This is a genomic window from Brucella sp. NBRC 12950, assembly GCF_030268145.1.
Classification (GTDB): domain Bacteria; phylum Pseudomonadota; class Alphaproteobacteria; order Rhizobiales; family Rhizobiaceae; genus Brucella.
Genome location: NZ_BSQC01000001.1, coordinates 150,293 through 167,701 on the forward strand (window position 1 = coordinate 150,293; position 17,409 = coordinate 167,701).

Below are 17,409 nucleotides of genomic sequence, written 5' to 3' on the forward strand. Positions count from 1 at the left end.
AGCAAAAGATTTCAGTCTTTTGCCGCATAAGTGCTTTCTCATGCGCGATTTGCCGCAAGCCAGGTCGAATATTCCTGCATGGTCTTGTCGGCGATTGATTGCATGGCAGAAGGCGGGACGATGCTCCATGAGTCTGCCGCAGCACCTGGTACTTTTTCCTGCCCTTGAATGCGATGCAGGCGGTTACCGGTGGCGTCCATAACGTCCCAGACATAGAGTACGGTCGTCTGATTATCTTCGGACAGGACCGAGAAATAGCCCTTCATGACGTAGGCTGCATCGGCGCCATTGTTACCTGAAAGCTCTACGCCCTTTGCACGCGCATCGTCATTGATGCGGTGGGTGAGGGGAGTGACCACATTAACCGGCGCACCGATGATGGGAGCAATATAAAGCTTGCCCGGCTTCAGCGATGCTGAACGCTGCGGTGCTGTCGGCGTTGTTGTCTGTGCGGGCGTTGTGGCAGCAGGCGTCGCCGCCGGGTCAGTCGTTTGGCCCGTAGGTGGCGTTGTGGTTTGTCCGGATTGCTGATTGGCGCCCTGCACATTCAATGCAGATTCAGTGCTATTGCAGGCGGCAAGCAGTCCAGCAAGCAACAGCATCACGGAAAGATGTGCCTTGTTCATGTTCAGCTTCATCTCCTGAAAGCGCAGACCACTCCCGCGCCAGTCGGATTTATCGCCGATTGTGCGCTACTTGGCAATGATATCAAGAGAATGGCGGGACAATGGCAGAGCTGCACCATTTGTGGTGAGATATGTTTGCCCCAGTGTCATCGCGGTTTCCGTGTCGGAATCCATGATGATCATGTGCGCAAAGAGCGTCATATCAGGCTGGATGCTTTCAGGGTTGCCCGAATAGAACATCTGCGGGTCCATCCATGATGGCGTAAAGCGTGCGCCCACAGAATAACCACAGGCATTGAGCCTATGCCGGGTAAGGCCATGCGCCTCCATCGTGCGCGAATGCGCGTCGAATACATCGCCGAATGTCGAAGCAGGTGTCATGGCTTCTTCAACGGCTTCCAACGCTTCGCGTGCGGCGTCATAAAGCTTTTGATGTTCAGGCCTTGGTTGACCAATGATGATCGTGCGCATCATCGGTGCATGGTAATGGCGATAAACGCCCGACCATTCGAGCGTAAGCTGGTCATTGGCGGAAAGTGTGCGTCGTCCCGCTTTGTAGCGGCAAAGCAGGGCATCGGCTCCAGAGCCGATAATATATTCATTGGCCGGATAGTCGCCATCGCCTGCAAAATTAGCTGCCATCATGGCAGCGAGAATATCGGCTTCACTCGCGCCAGCCTTGACCAGTTTCAGGGCAGCATCAAGCGCATCATCACTGAGTTCCGCTGCGCGCTTGGTGAAAGCAATTTCAGCAGGGCTTTTGAGAAGGCGCAAACTGTCGACCATGCCCGATGCATCATAGAGCTTGGCAAAGCTCTGCAACTGCTCATCAAGTTTGCGGGCATTGGCACCGGTGAGGCCGTGAGTTTGGTATTCGATGCCGATGCGCGTGCCGAGCAGATCAAGCTCAGTGAGAATGTTGCGCAGATCGATTGCCGGGTTCGCATTGTCGCGATCAGTCCAGACAACGATATTCTCGATGTTAGAGGTATGGCGCGCTTGCCTCAGATCGGCGGAGCGTGTCATCAACACGCTTGTACCGTCGGCTTTGACGACGAGACACTGGAAAAAGCAAAAGCCGAACGTGTCATAGCCGGTCAGCCAATACATGCTTTCCTGCGCGAAAAGCAGCAAAGCATCCAGTTTCTCTTCCTCCATCTTCAAGATCAGACGGTCGCGACGTGCGGTGAATTCTTCCGGCTCGAAGTGAAGGGCCATGCGGTTCTCCTTAATCTTCTACAATGGCGATGGCAGCAATCTGACGACCGTAATCCGGCTCACCGCGATGCGTCGTGCGCCGATAGGAATAAAACTGGTCTTCATCGGCATAGGTGCACTGACGCAGTGCTTCCGCTCTGACACCTGCGCTGGTCAGACGGTCGGTGATGAAGGCCCAGAGATCGAAAAGCTTGTGGCCTTCCTTGTCCGAAGGCTCAAAATATTTCGTGTAGGATGCGTCTTTGCCAGTGAACTCTGAGTAGAATTCCGGACCGACTTCATAATTTTCAGGGCCGATCGTTGGACCAAGAACGGCAATAATGTTCTCGCGTCTGGCACCAAGCTTGATCATCGCTTCAACGGTGTTTTCAAGTACACCTGTAAAGGCACCGCGCCAGCCTGCATGGGCCGAGCCGATGACACCTGCTTCATGATCGGCAAACAACACCGGGCCGCAATCAGCCGACAGCGCGCCAATGGCAATGCCCGGAACATTCGTCACCATTGCATCGGCCTTTGGACGTGGTGTGCTCAACGGTTCTGTGACGTAAACCACGTCGGGCGAATGAACCTGATGCACAGTCATCAGATGGTCGGACGCAATACCAAGTGTTTCGGCAACGCGGCGGCGATTCTCTGTCACGAGTTCCGGCACGTCATTTGAGCCGCTGCCAACGTTGAGGCCAGCGTAAATGCCATCTGAAACGCCACCTTTGCGGGTGAAAAAGCCATGCGCAATACGCTTGCCGTTTGATCCGGCAGGGCCGTCCAGTAAGGGGGAGCGAAGCGGTTGCGGCTTATCGATCATTAGCTTTCTCTTTTCAAACGGCTGGATGGTGGGGGAGCAAGATTGGCTTGTCAATTGAAGCTTTTTGACGATGCAATTTATTGGGATGTATCAAGGGGGAAGATTTTTGTTTGTTGGTCAGCGATTGCCAGCACTTTGAAAAGTGTTCCCATCTGGTCCGGTGCCGCCAATCGTTCGACGTCTTCGCGAATTTTATTCTGGAAAGTTTCGTCACGCCCGGCACCTAAGCGACCGGCACGGTCGATGAGGCCCATAGCGAGCAGAAAGTCACCTTGCGTCATGGTTGCGGTCAGGCAGCCGCAATTGCGCGCGGTTTTTTCCAGCATGTCGAAATCGACATGGCTGGTCAGATCTGCTTCTCCCGGGTGGGCGAAGACGTCATCATAGGCATGTTTCAGCATGGCTTGCAGCGTATCGCCAAAGCCTGATTGCAGATGGCCATAATCGATGGAGAGTGCTGCACCTCGCGTTGAGGCAATGCGCTGCGCAATTTCCTGCATCAAAGCGTTGCGAGCAGGGGCAGCTTCAAAGATCGTGCCGTCGGGCACTGTCTGATGGTTTGCTGGTAGAAGCGCTGCATCAATGCCTGCTGCGCCGCTGACGAACTGGAGCTCGTCTTGTTCATTGAGTGCTATCAGCCGTTCGACAAAGCGGCCATCGGCTTTCACGAACTGCCTGATAGGGATCGCGTCGAACAATTCGTTGGAAACGAGGATCAGCGGGCCATCAGGAATATCCGCGAAGCACTCAAACCAGTCGATTGAATATCCGGTGTTTGAAAGCTTCTCCTTCTGCTTTTCAATGAGGCGCGGACTGGTCTCGACCATGGCGACACGAATTGAAGCTGCCATTTGCGGTGCGAGCTTGGCGAGCGTACGCAGCATATCGCTCATCAACGTGCCGCGGCCGGGACCGATTTCACAGAGCGCAGCTTTATCAGGGCGTCCGAGAGCGTCCCACACGCCGACACACCAAATGCCGATGAGTTCGCCGAACATCTGGCTGACTTCAGGGGCGGTGATGAAATCGCCGTCGCGCCCGAAGGGTTCGCGTGTGGTGTAGTAACCCTGTTCCCGATCACCAAGGCAGGCGGCCATGTAGTCGGCGACGCTGATCGGCCCTGTGGTGCCGATCAATCGTTTCAGCCGGTCTTTCAGTGTTGCCTCAGGCATTCTTCGCTGCTGCCCGGTTGGCGCGCCACATCGCCCAAAGGCCGATGATCACCATTGGAAGGGAAAGGATCATTCCCATGGTCAGCCAGCCACCGATGAGATAGCCAAGCTGGGCATCCGGTTCGCGGAAGAACTCGACGATAATGCGGCTGAGACCATAACCAAGGACGAATGTTCCAGCGATAAAGCCTGGGGCTTTCAGCTTTTTTCCAACCCACACGAGCAGAAGAAGAACGAAGAACAGCACAAAGCCTTCGAGGAATGCTTCATAGAGTTGGCTTGGGTGACGTGGTTCTGGTCCGCCATTTGGGAAATAGAAAGCCCACGGCACATCGCTGACACGGCCCCAGAGCTCGGAATTGATGAAGTTTGCCACGCGCACGACGCCAAGTCCGACGGGGACGCCTGCCGCAATCACATCAAACATGCTCCAGACCTTGATGCCGCGCGAGCGCGCGAACCAGATCATCGCAATCGTCGTGCCTAAGATTCCGCCATGGAACGACATGCCGCCATCCCATACCGCAGGAATGGCCAGCGGATTGGAGAGATAATAGGAGAAGTTATAGAACAGCACATAGCCAATACGCCCGCCGAGCACGACGCCAAGCGCTGCCCAGATGACGAAATCATCAAGCGCTTCGGGCTGCATTGGTGGCTGATTATTGCCCCACAGACGATGATTGCGCAGCAGCTTCTTGCCGTACCACCATGCGAACATGATGCCGACGACATAGCCTAGTCCATACCAATGAACGGCAAGGGGGCCGACCGAGAAGATCACCGGATCGATGTTTGGAAAAGCCAGAGCCGAAACCGGCAGCAACGTCTCTATCATTCAATTACTCCATTTTCCGGCGGAAGATGCGCGACGATATCTGAGTGGTCAAGTCATCACGTTTATACAGCTTCACTTGCATCAGAACCGAGACGGCCCTATTTCAAAATCAGGTTTTCAACAAGACCGTATCGAAGATAGGAAAGAATGCCATGACCAGCGGATCAAACCGGGTTCTCGATGAACTCGCCAAGCTTGTGACTGATGCGGCAGGCGCTGCGCAAGGCGTACGCCGCGAAGTAGAGACAGCATTACGCTCGCAGAGCGAACGCGTGCTCAATACGCTCGATGTCGTGCAGCGCGAAGACTTCGAAGCGGTGCGTGAAATGGCAATCAAGGCGCGTGCTGAAAACGCTGCTCTGCTTGTTAAAATTGAAGCATTGGAAGCCCGTCTTGCCAAATTCGAAGTTGATTCGACTGCCAAAACGGCAAAAACCTCTGCTTCGGCTGCTAAATCCAAAGATAATTCATAATTTTTTATTAACAGGCTGTAAGTGCCAAAAACCCTTGTCTTAGAGTCGCTTAAGGCAGGGGTTGCGGTCCGCTCAAATCATATTTCCACATGCTTTAATGCCTCTTTTTATAAAAGGGGCTGGCGTTCAGATTCAGCATCAATAGACTGAAAACACTACATGATTCGTAATGTGGTCATGTAGGCAGCGGCGAGAGGCTGTAGTTTTAGTTTTCGCGTCTTCCAGGCTGCTTTCCAGTATCAGTTGCGTATGTGCGTGTGCCATTGAGGCGTTGCATGCTGTCTAAGCATGTCAGTTCCTCAACCGATCAATTCGTGCCTGTTTTTCTGCACTTATTCTTGTGCAGGGCCGGGTACGGGCGAGCAGTAACTTGCGCGCCGGGAATTTGGAGGTGTCTTTCGAGGCGCTTCCCAGAACAGGAAACGGACATGAGCCTTCTTGAGCTTGAATTTGCACGCGAAGCACATCCAGTGGATGTGATCGAGCATGTTGCGAATTCAAACGACTGGACGTTCGAGCGGACTGGCGACGACGAAATTGCAATTTCGGTAGCAGGTAACTGGACTGACTACCATATCTCGTTCTCCTGGATGGAGGACTTTGAAGCTCTGCATCTGGCCTGTGCCTTTGACATCAAGGTTGCTGAACCTCGGGTCAATGAAGTGATGCGGTTGCTGTCGCTCATCAACGAAAAGCTTTTGATGGGCCACTTCGATCTCTGGCAGCAGGAAGGCGCGATCATGTATCGTCAGTCGCTTCTGCTTGCTGGTGGTGCGGAGCCGACCAGCCGTCAGGTTGAAGTGTTGCTTTCGGCAGCGCTTGAAGCTTGCGAAAACTACTTCCAGGCGTTTCAGTTTGTCGTTTGGTCCGGTGTCAGTGCGCGTGAAGCGCTGGAAAGCGTGCTGTTCGAAACGGTCGGACGCGCATAATCAATTCAAATCCCGGCAGGGTTCGCCGGGATTTTACTTTCGGGGGGATAAAATGAGCGGAACTGAAACGATCAACTGGGCTGATTTCGAGAAGGTCGATATTCGCACAGGAACTATCGTTGAGGCCGTGCCATTCCCGGAAGCACGCAAGCCAGCTTTTAAGCTGAAGATCGATTTTGGCGACAAGATCGGTATTAAGAAGTCGTCTGCACAAATCACCAAGCATTATCAGCCGGAGGATCTGGTTGGTCGGCAGATCATGGCTGTGGTCAATTTTCCACCACGGCAGATCGGACCTTTCATGTCCGAAGTGCTGACACTTGGTTTTCCTGACGAAAATGGCGATGTTGTTCTCGCCGCAATCGATAAAAAAGTCCAAGACGGCGTTAAGCTGTTCTGATCTTCTATCTGTGATTTGTGCATATCGCATGTTCTGTGCGATTGATCGCGCAAGCAACGGATAGGAATGGAACAGATGCAGGGAACGATCGTCGTCGCCATCGGTGGAGCACTTGGCAGTGTTTTGCGCTACTGGTTTGCCATCTGGCTGGCACCGGTGAGCAAAGATTTGCCGTGGGGTACGATCGTCGTCAACATCATAGGTTCATTTGCTATCGCCTTTTTTGGCGCCATGACGATGGCATCAAGCCGTTTCGAAGTACCCGAAATATGGCGTATTGCCTTTATGGTCGGTATTTGTGGTGGCTTCACCACCTTTTCATCATTCAGTGTGCAGACGTTTGAGTTGCTGCGGCTTGGGATGCCGGGCCGCGCTCTTATGAATGTCGGCATTTCGCTCTTCGCCTGCCTGGCTGCAACGGCGCTTGGTTATGTTGTGGGACAGGCGATCAGCAAGGTTTAGAGTGCGTGGCACTGTTTAGTGCAATCACTTAGAGCATTTCCGGTTTTCATTGAATTATTGGAAATGCTCTACCTCTTTGTTTTTGAACGCACCTTGCTCCGAAAGCCGCTTCGCACTTTTCGGGCCGCAACATCTGTTTGTTTTTGCGCGCATCTTGTTCCGAAAACCGCTTCGCACTTTTCGGGATGCGCTCTAAGCCGGAATGCGGATAATCGCCCTCAACCCGCCGGTTGGTGCATCTTCCAGATCGATGTCGCCGCCGTGGCTTCGTGCGATATCACGCGCGATAGCGAGGCCAAGGCCACCCGTGCCGCCTGAATCCTGCGTACGTGCTTCATCAAGGCGCACAAAGGGTTTGAACACGTCTTCGCGGCGATCTTCCGGAATGCCTGGACCGTCGTCGTCCACGACGATCTTCAGCCAGCCTTCATCATGTGTGATTGCCAACTCGACATTTTGCGCATGGCGGAAGGCGTTGGAAACCAGATTGCTGACAAGGCGCGAGAAGGCGTTGGGGCGCACATTGACTTCGCTGTCCCCTTCAATCGAATATTGGAAGCCGCGCTCCCGCAACCGTGCTTCGTTGGCGAGCTTATCGCAGAGCAGGCGCACATCATAGGTCGCTGCTTCTTCCGATCCTTCACCGCGCGCAAAGGCCAGATAGCCTTCAAGCATGGTCTGCATATCAGCAATATCCTGATTAAGCGGCTCTGTGTCTATGGCATTGCCGGTGAGCGCCAGTTGCAGTTTGAAGCGGGTGAGGATCGTACGCAGATCGTGGCTGACGCCCGAGAGCATTGCCGTGCGCTGTTCAATCTGACGTTCGATACGCGAGCGCATCTGAATGAAGGCAATGCCTGCGCGGCGAACTTCTTCCGCGCCATGCGGACGGAAGCCTTCCGGCATTGGACGGCCCTTACCGAAGCTTTCAGCGGCCTGCGAAAGCTGCTGTATTGGCTTGATCTGGTTGCGCAGGAAGGCGATGGCGATGATCAGCAACACAAGCGCCGTGCCGATCATCCATGTCAGGAAGATGCCGGTATTAGACGCATAAGCCTGACTGCGGCGTGCAAAGACGCGTAGCACTTTATCATCGAGCTTGATGCGGATTTCAATGAGATCAGAATCGCCAACCGTATCGACCCAGAAGGGGCGGTTGATCTGGCGTGTGATTTCTTCACTCAGGAAGTAATCGAGAATAGCGAAGAACGGTTTTGGCCCCGGCGGTGGCAGCGGGTCAGGAGGCAGGATCGAAATGTTGAGCCCGAGGCGCTGCTGCGAAATGCGGATTAGATTGTCGTATCCGGGTTCCTGCGGATAGGTTTCCAGAATGTCGATAATCGCAGAAATGTCGCGGACAACGGCTGTTGAAAGCCGCTCAGTCACCATCTGCCAATGTCTTTCCATGAAGACATAAGCGATCACTGACTGAAGGAGAACCATCGGTGCAATGATGATGATGAGCGAGCGCGCATAAAGCCCTTTAGGCATTCTGCGCGCAAACCAGCGTGTTATCGATTTCCAGGGTGACTTCATCGTCTCAGATAACTCCAGACGGTTCTGCTAGTTGCATGGCTTTTGTCACGCTCTGAAATTTGCGAGGCTCCGCTCTCTCTCTTCGAATTACTATTCGATGCTCAGCTTGTAGCCGATGCCGCGAACTGTTTGCAGCCAGACCGGGTTGGCCGGGTCCTGTTCGATCTTACGGCGCAGACGGTTGATCTGCACATCAATCGTGCGCTCGCCGACATCGCCATCCTGACCAGTCAGTTCATGACGTGGAATGGTTTCGCCAGCACGCTCGGCGAAAATCGCCATTATGTCCTGCTCACGATCCGTAAGCTTGATCGTTTCCGTGCCTTTCTTCAGTTCGCGACGTGGAATGAAGAAAGTGTAAGGGCCGAAAACGATCTGCTCGATCTTCGGCTGGGTCGGTGTGGCGCCACGACGAAGAATATTGTTGATACGCAGGATCAGCTCACGCGGATCGAAAGGTTTTGGCAAATAGTCATCTGCACCGGCCGACAGGCCGTCAATGCGGCTGTCTGTTTCCGACAGAGCTGTCAGCATGAGGATCGGCACGCTCTTCTGCTCGCGCAGCGAGCGGGTCAGCGAAACGCCTGTTTCTCCTGGCATCATGACGTCGAGGATCAGAAGATCAAAGTCGATGCCTTCAAGCTTGCGGCGCGCTTCTGCAGCGCTGCCTGCCATGGTGACGCGGAAGCCGCTCGTCGTCAGATATTGTGAAAGAAGGCTACGGATTCGCGTGTCGTCATCGACAACAAGAAGATGTGGCGCGTCATCCGATAGGTTCGATTCTTCTACAGCCATGGCGTCGTTTGATCCCATCCTGTGCCAAATTACCGTGCAAAGGATGCCGCACGGCATTGGGCTTTTTACTTCACGTATATGGAGGAAAACCATTTCATGATCTTCCATAACATACCGCATCTTAGCCACTGCAAGACGGCGCGTCTATGCGGGGCTTATATTGTTGCGCGTTCTCCCCCAGCCTTCTCAGGTTGGGGTTACAGCGGTTTCAGTTAAGGCTGAATCGCTGTAACTATTTGTTTTTACGCATTATCTGACGCAAAATCGGTTCCCGCTTTTGCTGGAAATGCTTTAAGATGCTTCCACAGCCGTTTCGGTTGCTGCAAAATCATCGATCTGGGCGCGGCGCTCAGGATTGACCATATTATAAAGAAAACGTTCAATAACTTCGCGTTCTGCCGCTCCGGATTCTTCCAATGCCCGTGCGATGCGGCGCGACTGTGGCAGAGCAAGCGCGAGAGTGAGTTGTCGTCCGCTTTTCGTGGGATAAAGTTTGCGATGGCGGCGGTCGTGAAGTCCGGTAGCCTGAACAACGTGACCTGTGTCGATCAATTGTTTGAGAACACGCGACAGGCTTTGCTTGGTGATACGCAGAACATCAAGTAGCTCTGCTACAGTCATGCCGGGCTTACGGTTGATAAAATACAGCACACGGTGATGCGCGCGGCCAAACCCAATCTTTTCAAGGATTAGATCCGGGTCGGCGGTGAAATCGCGATAGGAAAAGAACAGCAACTCAATGACGTTGAGGTCATCTGCCTCCAGAGAGGTTAGAGGGTTGCTTATGTAGTTCATATCATTCGTCGAGTTCACATCGAAGCTCCATCCTGTTGCGATAAATATGTCAGCATTGTTGACATAACTCAATCGCCAAGATAATTTTTGGGAAGTGCAGACCGGTTTTTTTGGAATAAAGTTTGCGCTGCTGCATGTTGGAGGAGAGATAATTACGCGGTTAGCTGTGTCATACTGTCCCTTAAGGACGGTAATGACCAATAGCGAGCGTTATTTTCCGTAATTGCCGGAAATATCTTTGTTTTACATGCATTCTTTGTCTGATCTCAGCATAATTGTTTGAGCTGACCTCAGCGTGTTTGATTGTAAAATGCCAGTCTTGGCAAAGAAAAACGTCTCTATCTTACCAGTTATATCGATTTAAATGGTGAGAAAAGACTAGGGAAAGGCCCATCAGGGCAAAACGGGCGGGCGGAAAAACCGTAGCCCAACTTTGAGGAAGCTAAAATGGCTGCGATTCCATTCGATCAACGGGAAGGGTTTATCTGGCAGGACGGCGAGTTCGTCGCCTGGAAGGAAGCAAAGGTTCATGTGCTGACCCATGGTCTGCACTATGCGAGTGCAGTTTTTGAAGGTGAACGCGCTTATGGCGGCGAAATCTTCAAGCTGACGGAGCATACCGAGCGTCTGCATGAATCGGCGCGAATTCTTGGTTTCGAGATTCCCTACAGCGTGGATGAAATCAACGATGCCTGCCGCGAGCTGCTGAAAAAGCAGGGCTTTGAAGATGCCTATGTGCGTCCTATTGCATGGCGCGGCTCGGAGTCGCTCGGCGTTTCCGCACAGAACAATCGCATTCATCTGGCAATCGCGATCTGGCAGTGGCCAAGCTATTTCTCGCCAGAAGAGAAAATGAAGGGTATTCGCCTCGATATTGCTGAATATTGCCGCCCAGACCCGCGCACTGCACCTTCGCGCTCGAAGGCTGCCGGTCTTTATATGATCTGCACCATTTCCAAGCACGCGGCAGAAGCCAAGGGTTATGCCGACGCGTTGATGCTGGATTGGCGTGGTCAGGTTGCTGAAGCCACGGGTGCCAATGTCTTCTTCGTGAAGGATGGTGCTTTGCATACGCCAAAGCCTGATTGCTTCCTCGACGGTATTACGCGCCGCACGATCATTGATCTTGCCAAGCGCCGTGGTCTGGAAGTTATCGAGCGCGTTATCATGCCAGAAGAAATGGAAACATTCAGCGAATGCTTCCTGTGCGGCACGGCTGCCGAAGTGACGCCGGTTTCTGAAATCGGCAAGTACCATTTCAAGCCAGGCGAGATTACGAATTTGCTGATGAATGACTATACAGCCGAAGTTCAGCCCAAGCGAATAGCTGCTGAGTAATATGGTTTTAAACAGAAAAAAGCGGCTTTTAAGCCGCTTTTTTACTATGTGAATGCTTATTGTTTGACATTGGGAAGTTTCGGTTCAAGATTTTCCAAGTCGGATTCGCGTTATTCCGGCTTTTAACTCAGATGGGGTGACGATTATGGAATCTCTACTGCCTATCATTCTCCAGCTTGTTTCAGGTGCAGTCGGCGGCAACATTGCTGGTGCTGTCAAGAATCTGAGCCTCGGTACCGCAGGAAACACTGTTGCCGGTGGCATTGGTGGCGTTATTCTTGGTCAGCTTCTGCCTTTACTGTCCGGTGGCGGGTTGGACTCTGTTCTTAATGGTGTCGTTGGCCAGCTGGCCGGTGGTGGTGTGGGCGGTATCGTCCTCACGGCAATTATCGGGCTGATCAAGAACTCGCTGGCAAGCAAAGCCTGAGTGTAAGCAAATAGCGCGGTTGTGGGGACAACAACCGATTTTGAGTGCATCCTGCAGAATAACTGTTTTCCGACAAGATGTGCTTCGGACCTTCGTGAGAGAGGGGAAAACGGGCGGCTTAAGGCCGCCCGTTTTGTTTGAGGGGCTTTGCAAGCATGTCATGCCGCATTATGTGATGGGGGACGGCAATATATGCAGCCTTTTCAATCACGCTGACCAAATGGAGTATTTCATGGGGCAACTTCAGGCCATAATCGTTCCGGTGACGCCATTTCAGCAGAACTGCACAATCCTTTTTGATGCGGAAACGAAAAAGGGTGTGGTGATTGATCCGGGTGGCGATCTTGAGCGCATCAAGGAAGCAATCGCTTCTCAGAATATCGAAGTTGAAGCGATCTGGATCACGCATGGTCATATCGATCATGCTGGCGCGGCATCTGAACTTAGAGACGCTTTGGGCGTTGATGTTATCGGCCCGCACAAGGATGATGAGTTTCTGCTCAACAGTCTGGTTACGACTGGCTTGAAATACGGTTTGACCGAAGGTGTACGCAACATAACGCCGGATCGCTGGCTCGAAGAAGGTGACACAGTCACCGTTGCTGGCCATGCGTTTGACGTTTTCCATTGCCCGGGTCACGCGCCAGGTCATGTTGTTTTTTATAACCCGGAAGCGCGTTTTGCGATTGTTGGTGATGTTCTGTTTAACGGGTCTGTGGGTCGAACAGATCTGCCAGGCGGAGACCATGACGCGTTGATCCGTTCGATCAAAGAAAAGCTTTTACCGCTGGGCGACGATGTCGGCTTTCTCTGCGGACATGGTACGGGAAGTCGTTTCGGTGAAGAGCGCCGCAACAATCCGTTTCTGAACAATATCGGATATGCATGATATCCGGAGGAGAGCCTGAGAAAGGCGCCCTTCTATAACGAGGCGGCTCCAGATGCTGACGCATCAAGCTTTGAAAAAACAATCGCCACTCGGTCCTAAACAAAAACTCCATGAGTCATACTCATGGAGTTTTTGTATTATAGCATTTCCAGCAAAAGTGCGAAGCGGTTTTGCGTCGGATAATGCGTAAAAACAAACAGTTACAGCGGTTTCAACGATTCTTTCTTAACCGGAACCGCTGTAAGCGGCTATTCTAGTCTGGTACGGGATTAGTTTGCTGAGCAGAAATGATCCCGACCGTCGTAACCACGATAGGTTCCGGTATTTGCATTGAATGAACGATAGCGGTCCGAGCAATACTGATACCAGCCACGGCTCCATGGTTCATACCCAACGCGATACTGCACGCTGCGTGCTGGCGGCGCTGGATAATAGGCTGGAGGCGGTGGGGGCGGCGCATAAACCGGAGCTGGCTGCACATAGGTTGGCTGCGGCTGGCTCAGAGCGCTGCCGAGCAATGCGCCTGCTGCGAGGCCAATTACACCAGCTGCAACAGCATCACCTGTGCGGTCACGATGACGATGGTATGGGCGATCCCATCCACCACGGTTCCAGTCGCCGCGATCCCAGCCGCGACGGCCCCAGGAGTCTGCCGAAGCCGCTGCCAGCGGTGCTGAGACTGCTGCTATCGAGGCAACTGCCAGAATAGCTGTTTTAAGTAGTTTGTCCATTGTCCGCTCCTTCAGAAGCACAACTGCAATTTCGGAGATGCTGCGGGCCGGTCGGCACATCGCATCAATCATGAATATCAAGTTAATATTCTCGACATGAATGGAGGCTGAACAATGGTGAAGGCGCGGCGGAATCCGCTGATAAGCGGTAAATTAAATACCGTGCTGGTAATATTTCGCGCGTTTTAAGTGAGGTGTTTTTAGGCGCATATTGGGCCAATGATCGGCCAATAAAAAACCCCGGCGTTGGCCGGGGTATAGATCTTTTTGGGTAAACGATTACTCAGTAACGGTAATGTTTACAGCCTTAGGGCCTTTGCCACGACGATCCGGTTCCGTCTCGTAGGAAACCTTCTGATTGTCAGCAAGTCCGGCCAAACCCGACGCCTGAACAGCGGAGATGTGCACGAAAATGTCTGCGCCGCCATCATCTGGCTTGATGAATCCGAAACCTTTTTCGGAGTTGAAGAATTTGACCTGTCCGGTCTGTGCCATGGGATCCGTTCCTTTTCCTTGGCGCCACTGCTTTTTTAGAAAACAGTGGAATTACAACTTCTGCCGAACGCACCACACACCCGGCAGAGGGTCATGCAGGCAGTTTTCGACATTGGAAAGGAACCGATCATTGCCAGAGATTACTCCCCGACCCGGAACTTCTAGCGGTTCCGGCGCGCCGTTCTTCCAGTCTTCCGTTTGTACTCAAATTGCCCGGACGAACGAAGACTGATCTATGCCGCGTAGTTTGGCAAGCAAATTCTTCACAGAATATGTGATTGGTTATCTTTGAAACGGTATCGTCACGAATTTGTACAAAAATTACGAGAATAACGACGGTTTAATACCAAAATAGAACATTCTGGTCGCAATATATCGTATCATACTATGGTATAGCATTCGAATATGCTTAGCGATTACGCAAAACTATGCAGGCTCCACCAACTGCGCGAAGTTTACTGCAAATGTTATCAGCCTCGGAACGGCTATCTGCACCGATACGGACCGCATAGATTCCACGTCGCGCCATCGGTGTGCGAACGCGACTGATGACAGGGTTATGCCCGGCGAGTACTGACGAGAATTGTTTACGCAACCTGCTCCATTGATTAACGGCAACGCTGCGTCGGAAATTACCGGCAACTTGAATACCCCATGGCTTCGGCTTGATCTGCGACATGGGAATCGTTGCTGTTCTAACGATGGGCAGACGCTTGCAGGCTTCCGTAAAGGTGAGTTTTGCATCAAGCGGACGATTGGTAATTTCATTGCCCGACGCAAAGTTATCGGCAGGAGCGCCAGTCAGATCCAGCACGTAATCTTCGGTTTCCAATGGAAGAAAGCCGCCTGAGCGCATCCAGTTGGAGACGCGTGTCGGCCCGGCATTATAGGCTGCAGCTGCAAGCCCCCAATTGCCGAAGGCGCCTTTCAGTTCACTGAGAAAACTGGCTGAAGCCGGGATGGCCTGTTCGATATCGAATGGGTCTGCCAAACCGCGTTCTTTGGCCGTATAGGGCATGAATTGTGCAATGCCCTGTGCGCCCACAGGGCTGACAGCGCGATGATCAAAACGGCTTTCCTTCCAGATCAGCCGTGCAAAAAAGTCTTTTGGAATTCCGCGATGTTCGGCGCTCGCTTCAATCAACTCGCAGATTCGTGCGACCGTGGGCTCCGCTTTCTTGGGGGGCATCGGTGGACCATAGATTTCGGCTTCCGATCCATTTTCAGCAAAGGCGGAATTGATAGCTTCTGGCCAGCAAAGAAGCTGGAAAACTGCGACAGTTGCTATAGCCAGATGCGAACGCTTCATGCAGCCTTTCCGCCATTCATCCCCGAAAGCTACCGACAGAGTAAAGGAAGTTTCTGACTTGTCGATATGAGTTTCGCGGAGGGAACCGGAATATACGCGAATATATCCTTGTTCTTCCTCTTCGCTGTGCCATTTTAGCAGTTAACAGGAGAGGGAGAGAGCAATGCTTCTAAACAGAATCAGTCGTTTGAGCCTATTGGCAGGTGCCTTATTTCTTGCAGGCTGCGTCGCTGAAGGTGGCCCTGATTATCGCCCGCCGGTGCGGCCAGGCCCATCGCAGCCGCAAATGTGCCCGATGATTTACGCGCCGGTTTGCGGTGAGCGAGGGTCTTCGCGCAAGACGTTTGGTAACGCCTGCCAAGCGCGTGCCGATGGCTATCGGATCGTTGGCAACGGACAATGCACATCAAGGCCGGGGCCTGGTTCGGGCTGGGGAGGAGAGCGGCCAGGACGCCCGCCGCATCAAGGCAACAGACCGGGTCGTCCGGGGCTGGGTGCCGGTGCCTGCACACGGGAATATATGCCAGTTTGCGCCCGCAGGGGTAATGACAGGCAGACATTCCCTAACCGCTGTGAAGCAGAACGCGCAGGCTATCGCATTACTGGCGGTGGTCAGTGCCGGTAAGATAACTGAACTAAAAGAGCGGCCTTCATGGGCCGCTTTTTTCAAGCCGCAGTTTGTGTTGACTGTTGCTTGCTAAAACGCTCGATATTGGTGTCACCCCAGTCTTTGAGTGCAAGAAGAATGGGCTCAATGCTGCGGCCAAGTGGGGAGAGGCTATATTCCACTTTGGGCGGAACCTGCGCATAGACCTTGCGCTCAATCAGGCCATCTTCTTCCAGCTCACGTAGCTGATTGGTGAGCATACGCTGCGTAACGCCCGGTATCTGCCGTCTCAATTCATTGAACCTCAGCGTTCCATCCAGAAGATGATATAGCACCACACTCTTCCATTTGCCGTCGATGAGGCTGATGGCAGCCTCGACTGCGCAGCCGGGACTGCAATCGAAGCGTGAGTGCTTTGGCTTGGTCATTTCAGTAACCTTTATATACTAAGTACAGATATCGTCACTATGGGCGATTTTTGTGCGTATTTTCATTTTGAGATAGTAGTCTAATATTTGATCCATAGCAAATGGAGCAAAGACTATGAAAGCTGTTGCCTATCAAACTGCCGGAAAGCTGGATCGTGCAGATTCGCTGGTTGATGTCGAACTGGATAAGCCTGTTGCGAAAGGCCGTGATCTGCTGGTGCAGGTCGAGGCGATATCGGTCAATCCCGTCGATTACAAAATCCGGAACCGTGCGTCGGCAGACGAAGGCACATGGAAAGTGCTGGGTTGGGATGCGGTTGGAACGGTGGTTGAAACCGGTGAGGCGGTCCAGAACTTCAAGACTGGCGACAAGGTCTGGTATGCCGGGTCACTTATCCGTCAGGGTGCAAACAGTGAATATCACCTCGTGGACGAGCGTATTGTTGGACAGGCGCCGGTATCGCTTGCAAAGAGTGAGGCTGCAGCTTTGCCGCTTACGTCGATTACTGCCTGGGAAATGCTCTTTGACAGGCTTGATGTGCGCAAGCCTGTGCCCGGTGCCGCCAATGCGGTGCTTATTGTTGGTGGGGCAGGCGGTGTGGGTTCTATCGCGATCCAGCTCGTTCGTGCATTAACCGATCTGACTGTAATTGCGACAGCATCTCGTCCTGAAACCCAGGGATGGGTCAAGCAGCTCGGCGCGCACCATGTCATCAATCACAGTAAGCCTTTGGCAGAGCAGGTCGAGGCTTTGGGGATTGGTGCGCCTGCCTTTGTGTTCTCGACCACGCAAACGCTGGATCATCTTAGCGAAATCGTTGAACTGATCGCACCACAGGGACGGTTCGGTCTGATTGACGATCCGGACAAGCTTGACATCATGCCATTCAAGCGCAAGTCCGTGTCAGTGCACTGGGAACTGATGTTCACACGTCCAATTTTTGAAACTGCCGACATGGGTGAGCAGGGCAAACTTCTGAATGAAGTTGCACGCCTGATCGATGCAGGCAAAATCAAAACGACTGTGACGGACGTGCTGTCCCCGATCAACGCCACAAATCTCAAGGCAGCTCATGCTGTGCTTGAAAGCGGTAAGGCCAAGGGTAAGATCGTAATCGAAGGCTGGTAAGAAG

Annotated in this window: 21 protein-coding genes; 9 read left to right on the plus strand and 12 right to left on the minus strand. The window is 52.8% G+C overall.

What is annotated here, in order from left to right:
- Window positions 1-38: 38 nt before the first annotated feature.
- From QSJ70_RS00695 to lgt, 5 genes are all read right to left on the minus strand, one after another.
- The gene (locus QSJ70_RS00695) at window positions 39-638 is read right to left on the minus strand and encodes a hypothetical protein (protein ID WP_007875992.1); all 600 of its coding nucleotides are present in this window, start codon (window positions 636-638) and stop codon (window positions 39-41) included.
- Between the two features lie 54 nt (window positions 639-692).
- A complete protein-coding gene (locus QSJ70_RS00700; protein WP_285534470.1) occupies window positions 693-1,844 on the minus strand; it encodes a M24 family metallopeptidase in 1,152 nt (383 codons plus the stop codon).
- Between the two features lie 10 nt (window positions 1,845-1,854).
- Window positions 1,855-2,652 carry a peptidoglycan editing factor PgeF gene (gene pgeF, locus QSJ70_RS00705; protein WP_105518775.1) on the minus strand — a complete coding sequence of 266 codons (798 nt, stop codon included), beginning with the start codon at window positions 2,650-2,652 and terminating at the stop codon, window positions 1,855-1,857.
- Between the two features lie 77 nt (window positions 2,653-2,729).
- A complete protein-coding gene (locus tag QSJ70_RS00710; RefSeq protein WP_285534471.1) occupies window positions 2,730-3,824 on the minus strand; it encodes a class I SAM-dependent methyltransferase in 1,095 nt (364 codons plus the stop codon).
- Window positions 3,817-4,662 (minus strand): prolipoprotein diacylglyceryl transferase, encoded by an 846-nt coding sequence (lgt, locus tag QSJ70_RS00715; RefSeq protein WP_285534472.1) that lies wholly within the window; start codon window positions 4,660-4,662, stop codon window positions 3,817-3,819. The genes QSJ70_RS00710 and lgt overlap by 8 nt, the downstream gene beginning before the upstream one ends.
- A 152-nt stretch (window positions 4,663-4,814) precedes the next feature.
- Here lgt and QSJ70_RS00720 point away from each other — a divergent pair, with 152 nt between their 5' ends.
- The 4 genes from QSJ70_RS00720 to crcB all read left to right on the plus strand — a co-directional run bounded on the left by QSJ70_RS00720 (window position 4,815) and on the right by crcB (window position 6,926).
- The gene (locus tag QSJ70_RS00720) at window positions 4,815-5,135 is read left to right on the plus strand and encodes an accessory factor UbiK family protein (protein ID WP_007875982.1); all 321 of its coding nucleotides are present in this window, start codon (window positions 4,815-4,817) and stop codon (window positions 5,133-5,135) included.
- 428 nt (window positions 5,136-5,563) lie between these two features.
- Window positions 5,564-6,064 (plus strand): type III secretion system chaperone family protein, encoded by a 501-nt coding sequence (locus QSJ70_RS00725; protein ID WP_007875981.1) that lies wholly within the window; start codon window positions 5,564-5,566, stop codon window positions 6,062-6,064.
- Window positions 6,065-6,116: 52 nt separating this feature from the next.
- Window positions 6,117-6,464: a tRNA-binding protein gene (locus QSJ70_RS00730; protein ID WP_007875980.1), complete on the plus strand. Its 348-nt coding sequence runs from the start codon at window positions 6,117-6,119 to the stop codon at window positions 6,462-6,464.
- A gap of 75 nt (window positions 6,465-6,539) precedes the next feature.
- On the plus strand, window positions 6,540-6,926 hold the full coding sequence (gene crcB / locus QSJ70_RS00735; protein ID WP_231195780.1) for a fluoride efflux transporter CrcB: 387 nt from the start codon (window positions 6,540-6,542) through the stop codon (window positions 6,924-6,926).
- A 192-nt stretch (window positions 6,927-7,118) separates the two neighbouring features.
- On the opposite strand, the gene QSJ70_RS00740 is transcribed toward crcB, so the two are convergent.
- The 3 genes from QSJ70_RS00740 to QSJ70_RS00750 all read right to left on the minus strand — a co-directional run bounded on the left by QSJ70_RS00740 (window position 7,119) and on the right by QSJ70_RS00750 (window position 10,070).
- Window positions 7,119-8,462: an ATP-binding protein gene (locus QSJ70_RS00740; RefSeq protein ID WP_285534473.1), complete on the minus strand. Its 1,344-nt coding sequence runs from the start codon at window positions 8,460-8,462 to the stop codon at window positions 7,119-7,121.
- A 90-nt stretch (window positions 8,463-8,552) separates the two neighbouring features.
- Entirely contained in the window at window positions 8,553-9,275 is a 723-nt protein-coding gene (locus QSJ70_RS00745; RefSeq protein ID WP_079212124.1) for a response regulator, read from the minus strand.
- A gap of 273 nt (window positions 9,276-9,548) precedes the next feature.
- Entirely contained in the window at window positions 9,549-10,070 is a 522-nt protein-coding gene (locus QSJ70_RS00750) for a MarR family winged helix-turn-helix transcriptional regulator (RefSeq protein ID WP_039859981.1), read from the minus strand.
- Between the two features lie 429 nt (window positions 10,071-10,499).
- Between QSJ70_RS00750 and QSJ70_RS00755 the strand changes: the two genes are divergently transcribed.
- The 3 genes from QSJ70_RS00755 to QSJ70_RS00765 all read left to right on the plus strand — a co-directional run bounded on the left by QSJ70_RS00755 (window position 10,500) and on the right by QSJ70_RS00765 (window position 12,706).
- A complete protein-coding gene (locus tag QSJ70_RS00755) occupies window positions 10,500-11,390 on the plus strand; it encodes a branched-chain amino acid aminotransferase (protein WP_079212123.1) in 891 nt (296 codons plus the stop codon).
- Window positions 11,391-11,535: 145 nt separating this feature from the next.
- Window positions 11,536-11,817 (plus strand): hypothetical protein, encoded by a 282-nt coding sequence (locus QSJ70_RS00760; protein WP_007875973.1) that lies wholly within the window; start codon window positions 11,536-11,538, stop codon window positions 11,815-11,817.
- Between the two features lie 232 nt (window positions 11,818-12,049).
- The gene (locus tag QSJ70_RS00765) at window positions 12,050-12,706 is read left to right on the plus strand and encodes an MBL fold metallo-hydrolase (RefSeq protein ID WP_113496218.1); all 657 of its coding nucleotides are present in this window, start codon (window positions 12,050-12,052) and stop codon (window positions 12,704-12,706) included.
- Between the two features lie 269 nt (window positions 12,707-12,975).
- On the opposite strand, the gene QSJ70_RS00770 is transcribed toward QSJ70_RS00765, so the two are convergent.
- From QSJ70_RS00770 to QSJ70_RS00780, 3 genes are all read right to left on the minus strand, one after another.
- Complete coding sequence (locus QSJ70_RS00770) at window positions 12,976-13,437, minus strand: BA14K family protein (RefSeq protein WP_285534474.1); 462 nt, start codon at window positions 13,435-13,437, stop codon at window positions 12,976-12,978.
- Window positions 13,438-13,716: 279 nt separating this feature from the next.
- Window positions 13,717-13,932: a cold-shock protein gene (locus QSJ70_RS00775; RefSeq protein ID WP_007875966.1), complete on the minus strand. Its 216-nt coding sequence runs from the start codon at window positions 13,930-13,932 to the stop codon at window positions 13,717-13,719.
- 409 nt (window positions 13,933-14,341) lie between these two features.
- Window positions 14,342-15,241, minus strand: a complete 900-nt coding sequence (locus QSJ70_RS00780) for a lytic transglycosylase domain-containing protein (protein ID WP_007875964.1) — start codon at window positions 15,239-15,241, stop codon at window positions 14,342-14,344.
- 163 nt (window positions 15,242-15,404) lie between these two features.
- On the opposite strand from QSJ70_RS00780, the gene QSJ70_RS00785 reads away from it, so the two are divergent.
- Window positions 15,405-15,866, plus strand: a complete 462-nt coding sequence (locus QSJ70_RS00785; RefSeq protein WP_285534476.1) for a Kazal-type serine protease inhibitor family protein — start codon at window positions 15,405-15,407, stop codon at window positions 15,864-15,866.
- 41 nt (window positions 15,867-15,907) lie between these two features.
- Here the strand turns inward: QSJ70_RS00785 and QSJ70_RS00790 are convergent, their stop codons facing one another.
- Complete coding sequence (locus tag QSJ70_RS00790; RefSeq protein WP_064320864.1) at window positions 15,908-16,276, minus strand: winged helix-turn-helix transcriptional regulator; 369 nt, start codon at window positions 16,274-16,276, stop codon at window positions 15,908-15,910.
- A gap of 115 nt (window positions 16,277-16,391) precedes the next feature.
- Between QSJ70_RS00790 and QSJ70_RS00795 the strand changes: the two genes are divergently transcribed.
- Window positions 16,392-17,405, plus strand: coding sequence for a zinc-binding alcohol dehydrogenase family protein (locus tag QSJ70_RS00795; RefSeq protein ID WP_285534478.1), 1,014 nt, complete (start codon window positions 16,392-16,394; stop codon window positions 17,403-17,405).
- Window positions 17,406-17,409 lie beyond the last annotated feature (4 nt).

Excerpts from the sequence above, each read along its gene's own strand:
- QSJ70_RS00695 (WP_007875992.1), bottom strand. The coding sequence starts at position 638 with ATGAAGCTGAACATGAACAAGGCACATCTTTCCGTGATGCTGTTGCTT.
- QSJ70_RS00700 (WP_285534470.1), bottom strand. The coding sequence starts at position 1,844 with ATGGCCCTTCACTTCGAGCCGGAAGAATTCACCGCACGTCGCGACCGT.
- pgeF (WP_105518775.1), bottom strand. The coding sequence starts at position 2,652 with ATGATCGATAAGCCGCAACCGCTTCGCTCCCCCTTACTGGACGGCCCT.
- QSJ70_RS00710 (WP_285534471.1), bottom strand. The coding sequence starts at position 3,824 with ATGCCTGAGGCAACACTGAAAGACCGGCTGAAACGATTGATCGGCACC.
- lgt (WP_285534472.1), bottom strand. The coding sequence starts at position 4,662 with ATGATAGAGACGTTGCTGCCGGTTTCGGCTCTGGCTTTTCCAAACATC.
- QSJ70_RS00720 (WP_007875982.1), top strand. The coding sequence starts at position 4,815 with ATGACCAGCGGATCAAACCGGGTTCTCGATGAACTCGCCAAGCTTGTG.
- QSJ70_RS00725 (WP_007875981.1), top strand. The coding sequence starts at position 5,564 with ATGAGCCTTCTTGAGCTTGAATTTGCACGCGAAGCACATCCAGTGGAT.
- QSJ70_RS00730 (WP_007875980.1), top strand. The coding sequence starts at position 6,117 with ATGAGCGGAACTGAAACGATCAACTGGGCTGATTTCGAGAAGGTCGAT.
- crcB (WP_231195780.1), top strand. The coding sequence starts at position 6,540 with ATGCAGGGAACGATCGTCGTCGCCATCGGTGGAGCACTTGGCAGTGTT.
- QSJ70_RS00740 (WP_285534473.1), bottom strand. The coding sequence starts at position 8,462 with ATGAAGTCACCCTGGAAATCGATAACACGCTGGTTTGCGCGCAGAATG.
- QSJ70_RS00745 (WP_079212124.1), bottom strand. The coding sequence starts at position 9,275 with ATGGGATCAAACGACGCCATGGCTGTAGAAGAATCGAACCTATCGGAT.
- QSJ70_RS00755 (WP_079212123.1), top strand. The coding sequence starts at position 10,500 with ATGGCTGCGATTCCATTCGATCAACGGGAAGGGTTTATCTGGCAGGAC.
- QSJ70_RS00760 (WP_007875973.1), top strand. The coding sequence starts at position 11,536 with ATGGAATCTCTACTGCCTATCATTCTCCAGCTTGTTTCAGGTGCAGTC.
- QSJ70_RS00765 (WP_113496218.1), top strand. The coding sequence starts at position 12,050 with ATGGGGCAACTTCAGGCCATAATCGTTCCGGTGACGCCATTTCAGCAG.
- QSJ70_RS00770 (WP_285534474.1), bottom strand. The coding sequence starts at position 13,437 with ATGGACAAACTACTTAAAACAGCTATTCTGGCAGTTGCCTCGATAGCA.
- QSJ70_RS00775 (WP_007875966.1), bottom strand. The coding sequence starts at position 13,932 with ATGGCACAGACCGGACAGGTCAAATTCTTCAACTCCGAAAAAGGTTTC.
- QSJ70_RS00780 (WP_007875964.1), bottom strand. The coding sequence starts at position 15,241 with ATGAAGCGTTCGCATCTGGCTATAGCAACTGTCGCAGTTTTCCAGCTT.
- QSJ70_RS00785 (WP_285534476.1), top strand. The coding sequence starts at position 15,405 with ATGCTTCTAAACAGAATCAGTCGTTTGAGCCTATTGGCAGGTGCCTTA.
- QSJ70_RS00790 (WP_064320864.1), bottom strand. The coding sequence starts at position 16,276 with ATGACCAAGCCAAAGCACTCACGCTTCGATTGCAGTCCCGGCTGCGCA.
- QSJ70_RS00795 (WP_285534478.1), top strand. The coding sequence starts at position 16,392 with ATGAAAGCTGTTGCCTATCAAACTGCCGGAAAGCTGGATCGTGCAGAT.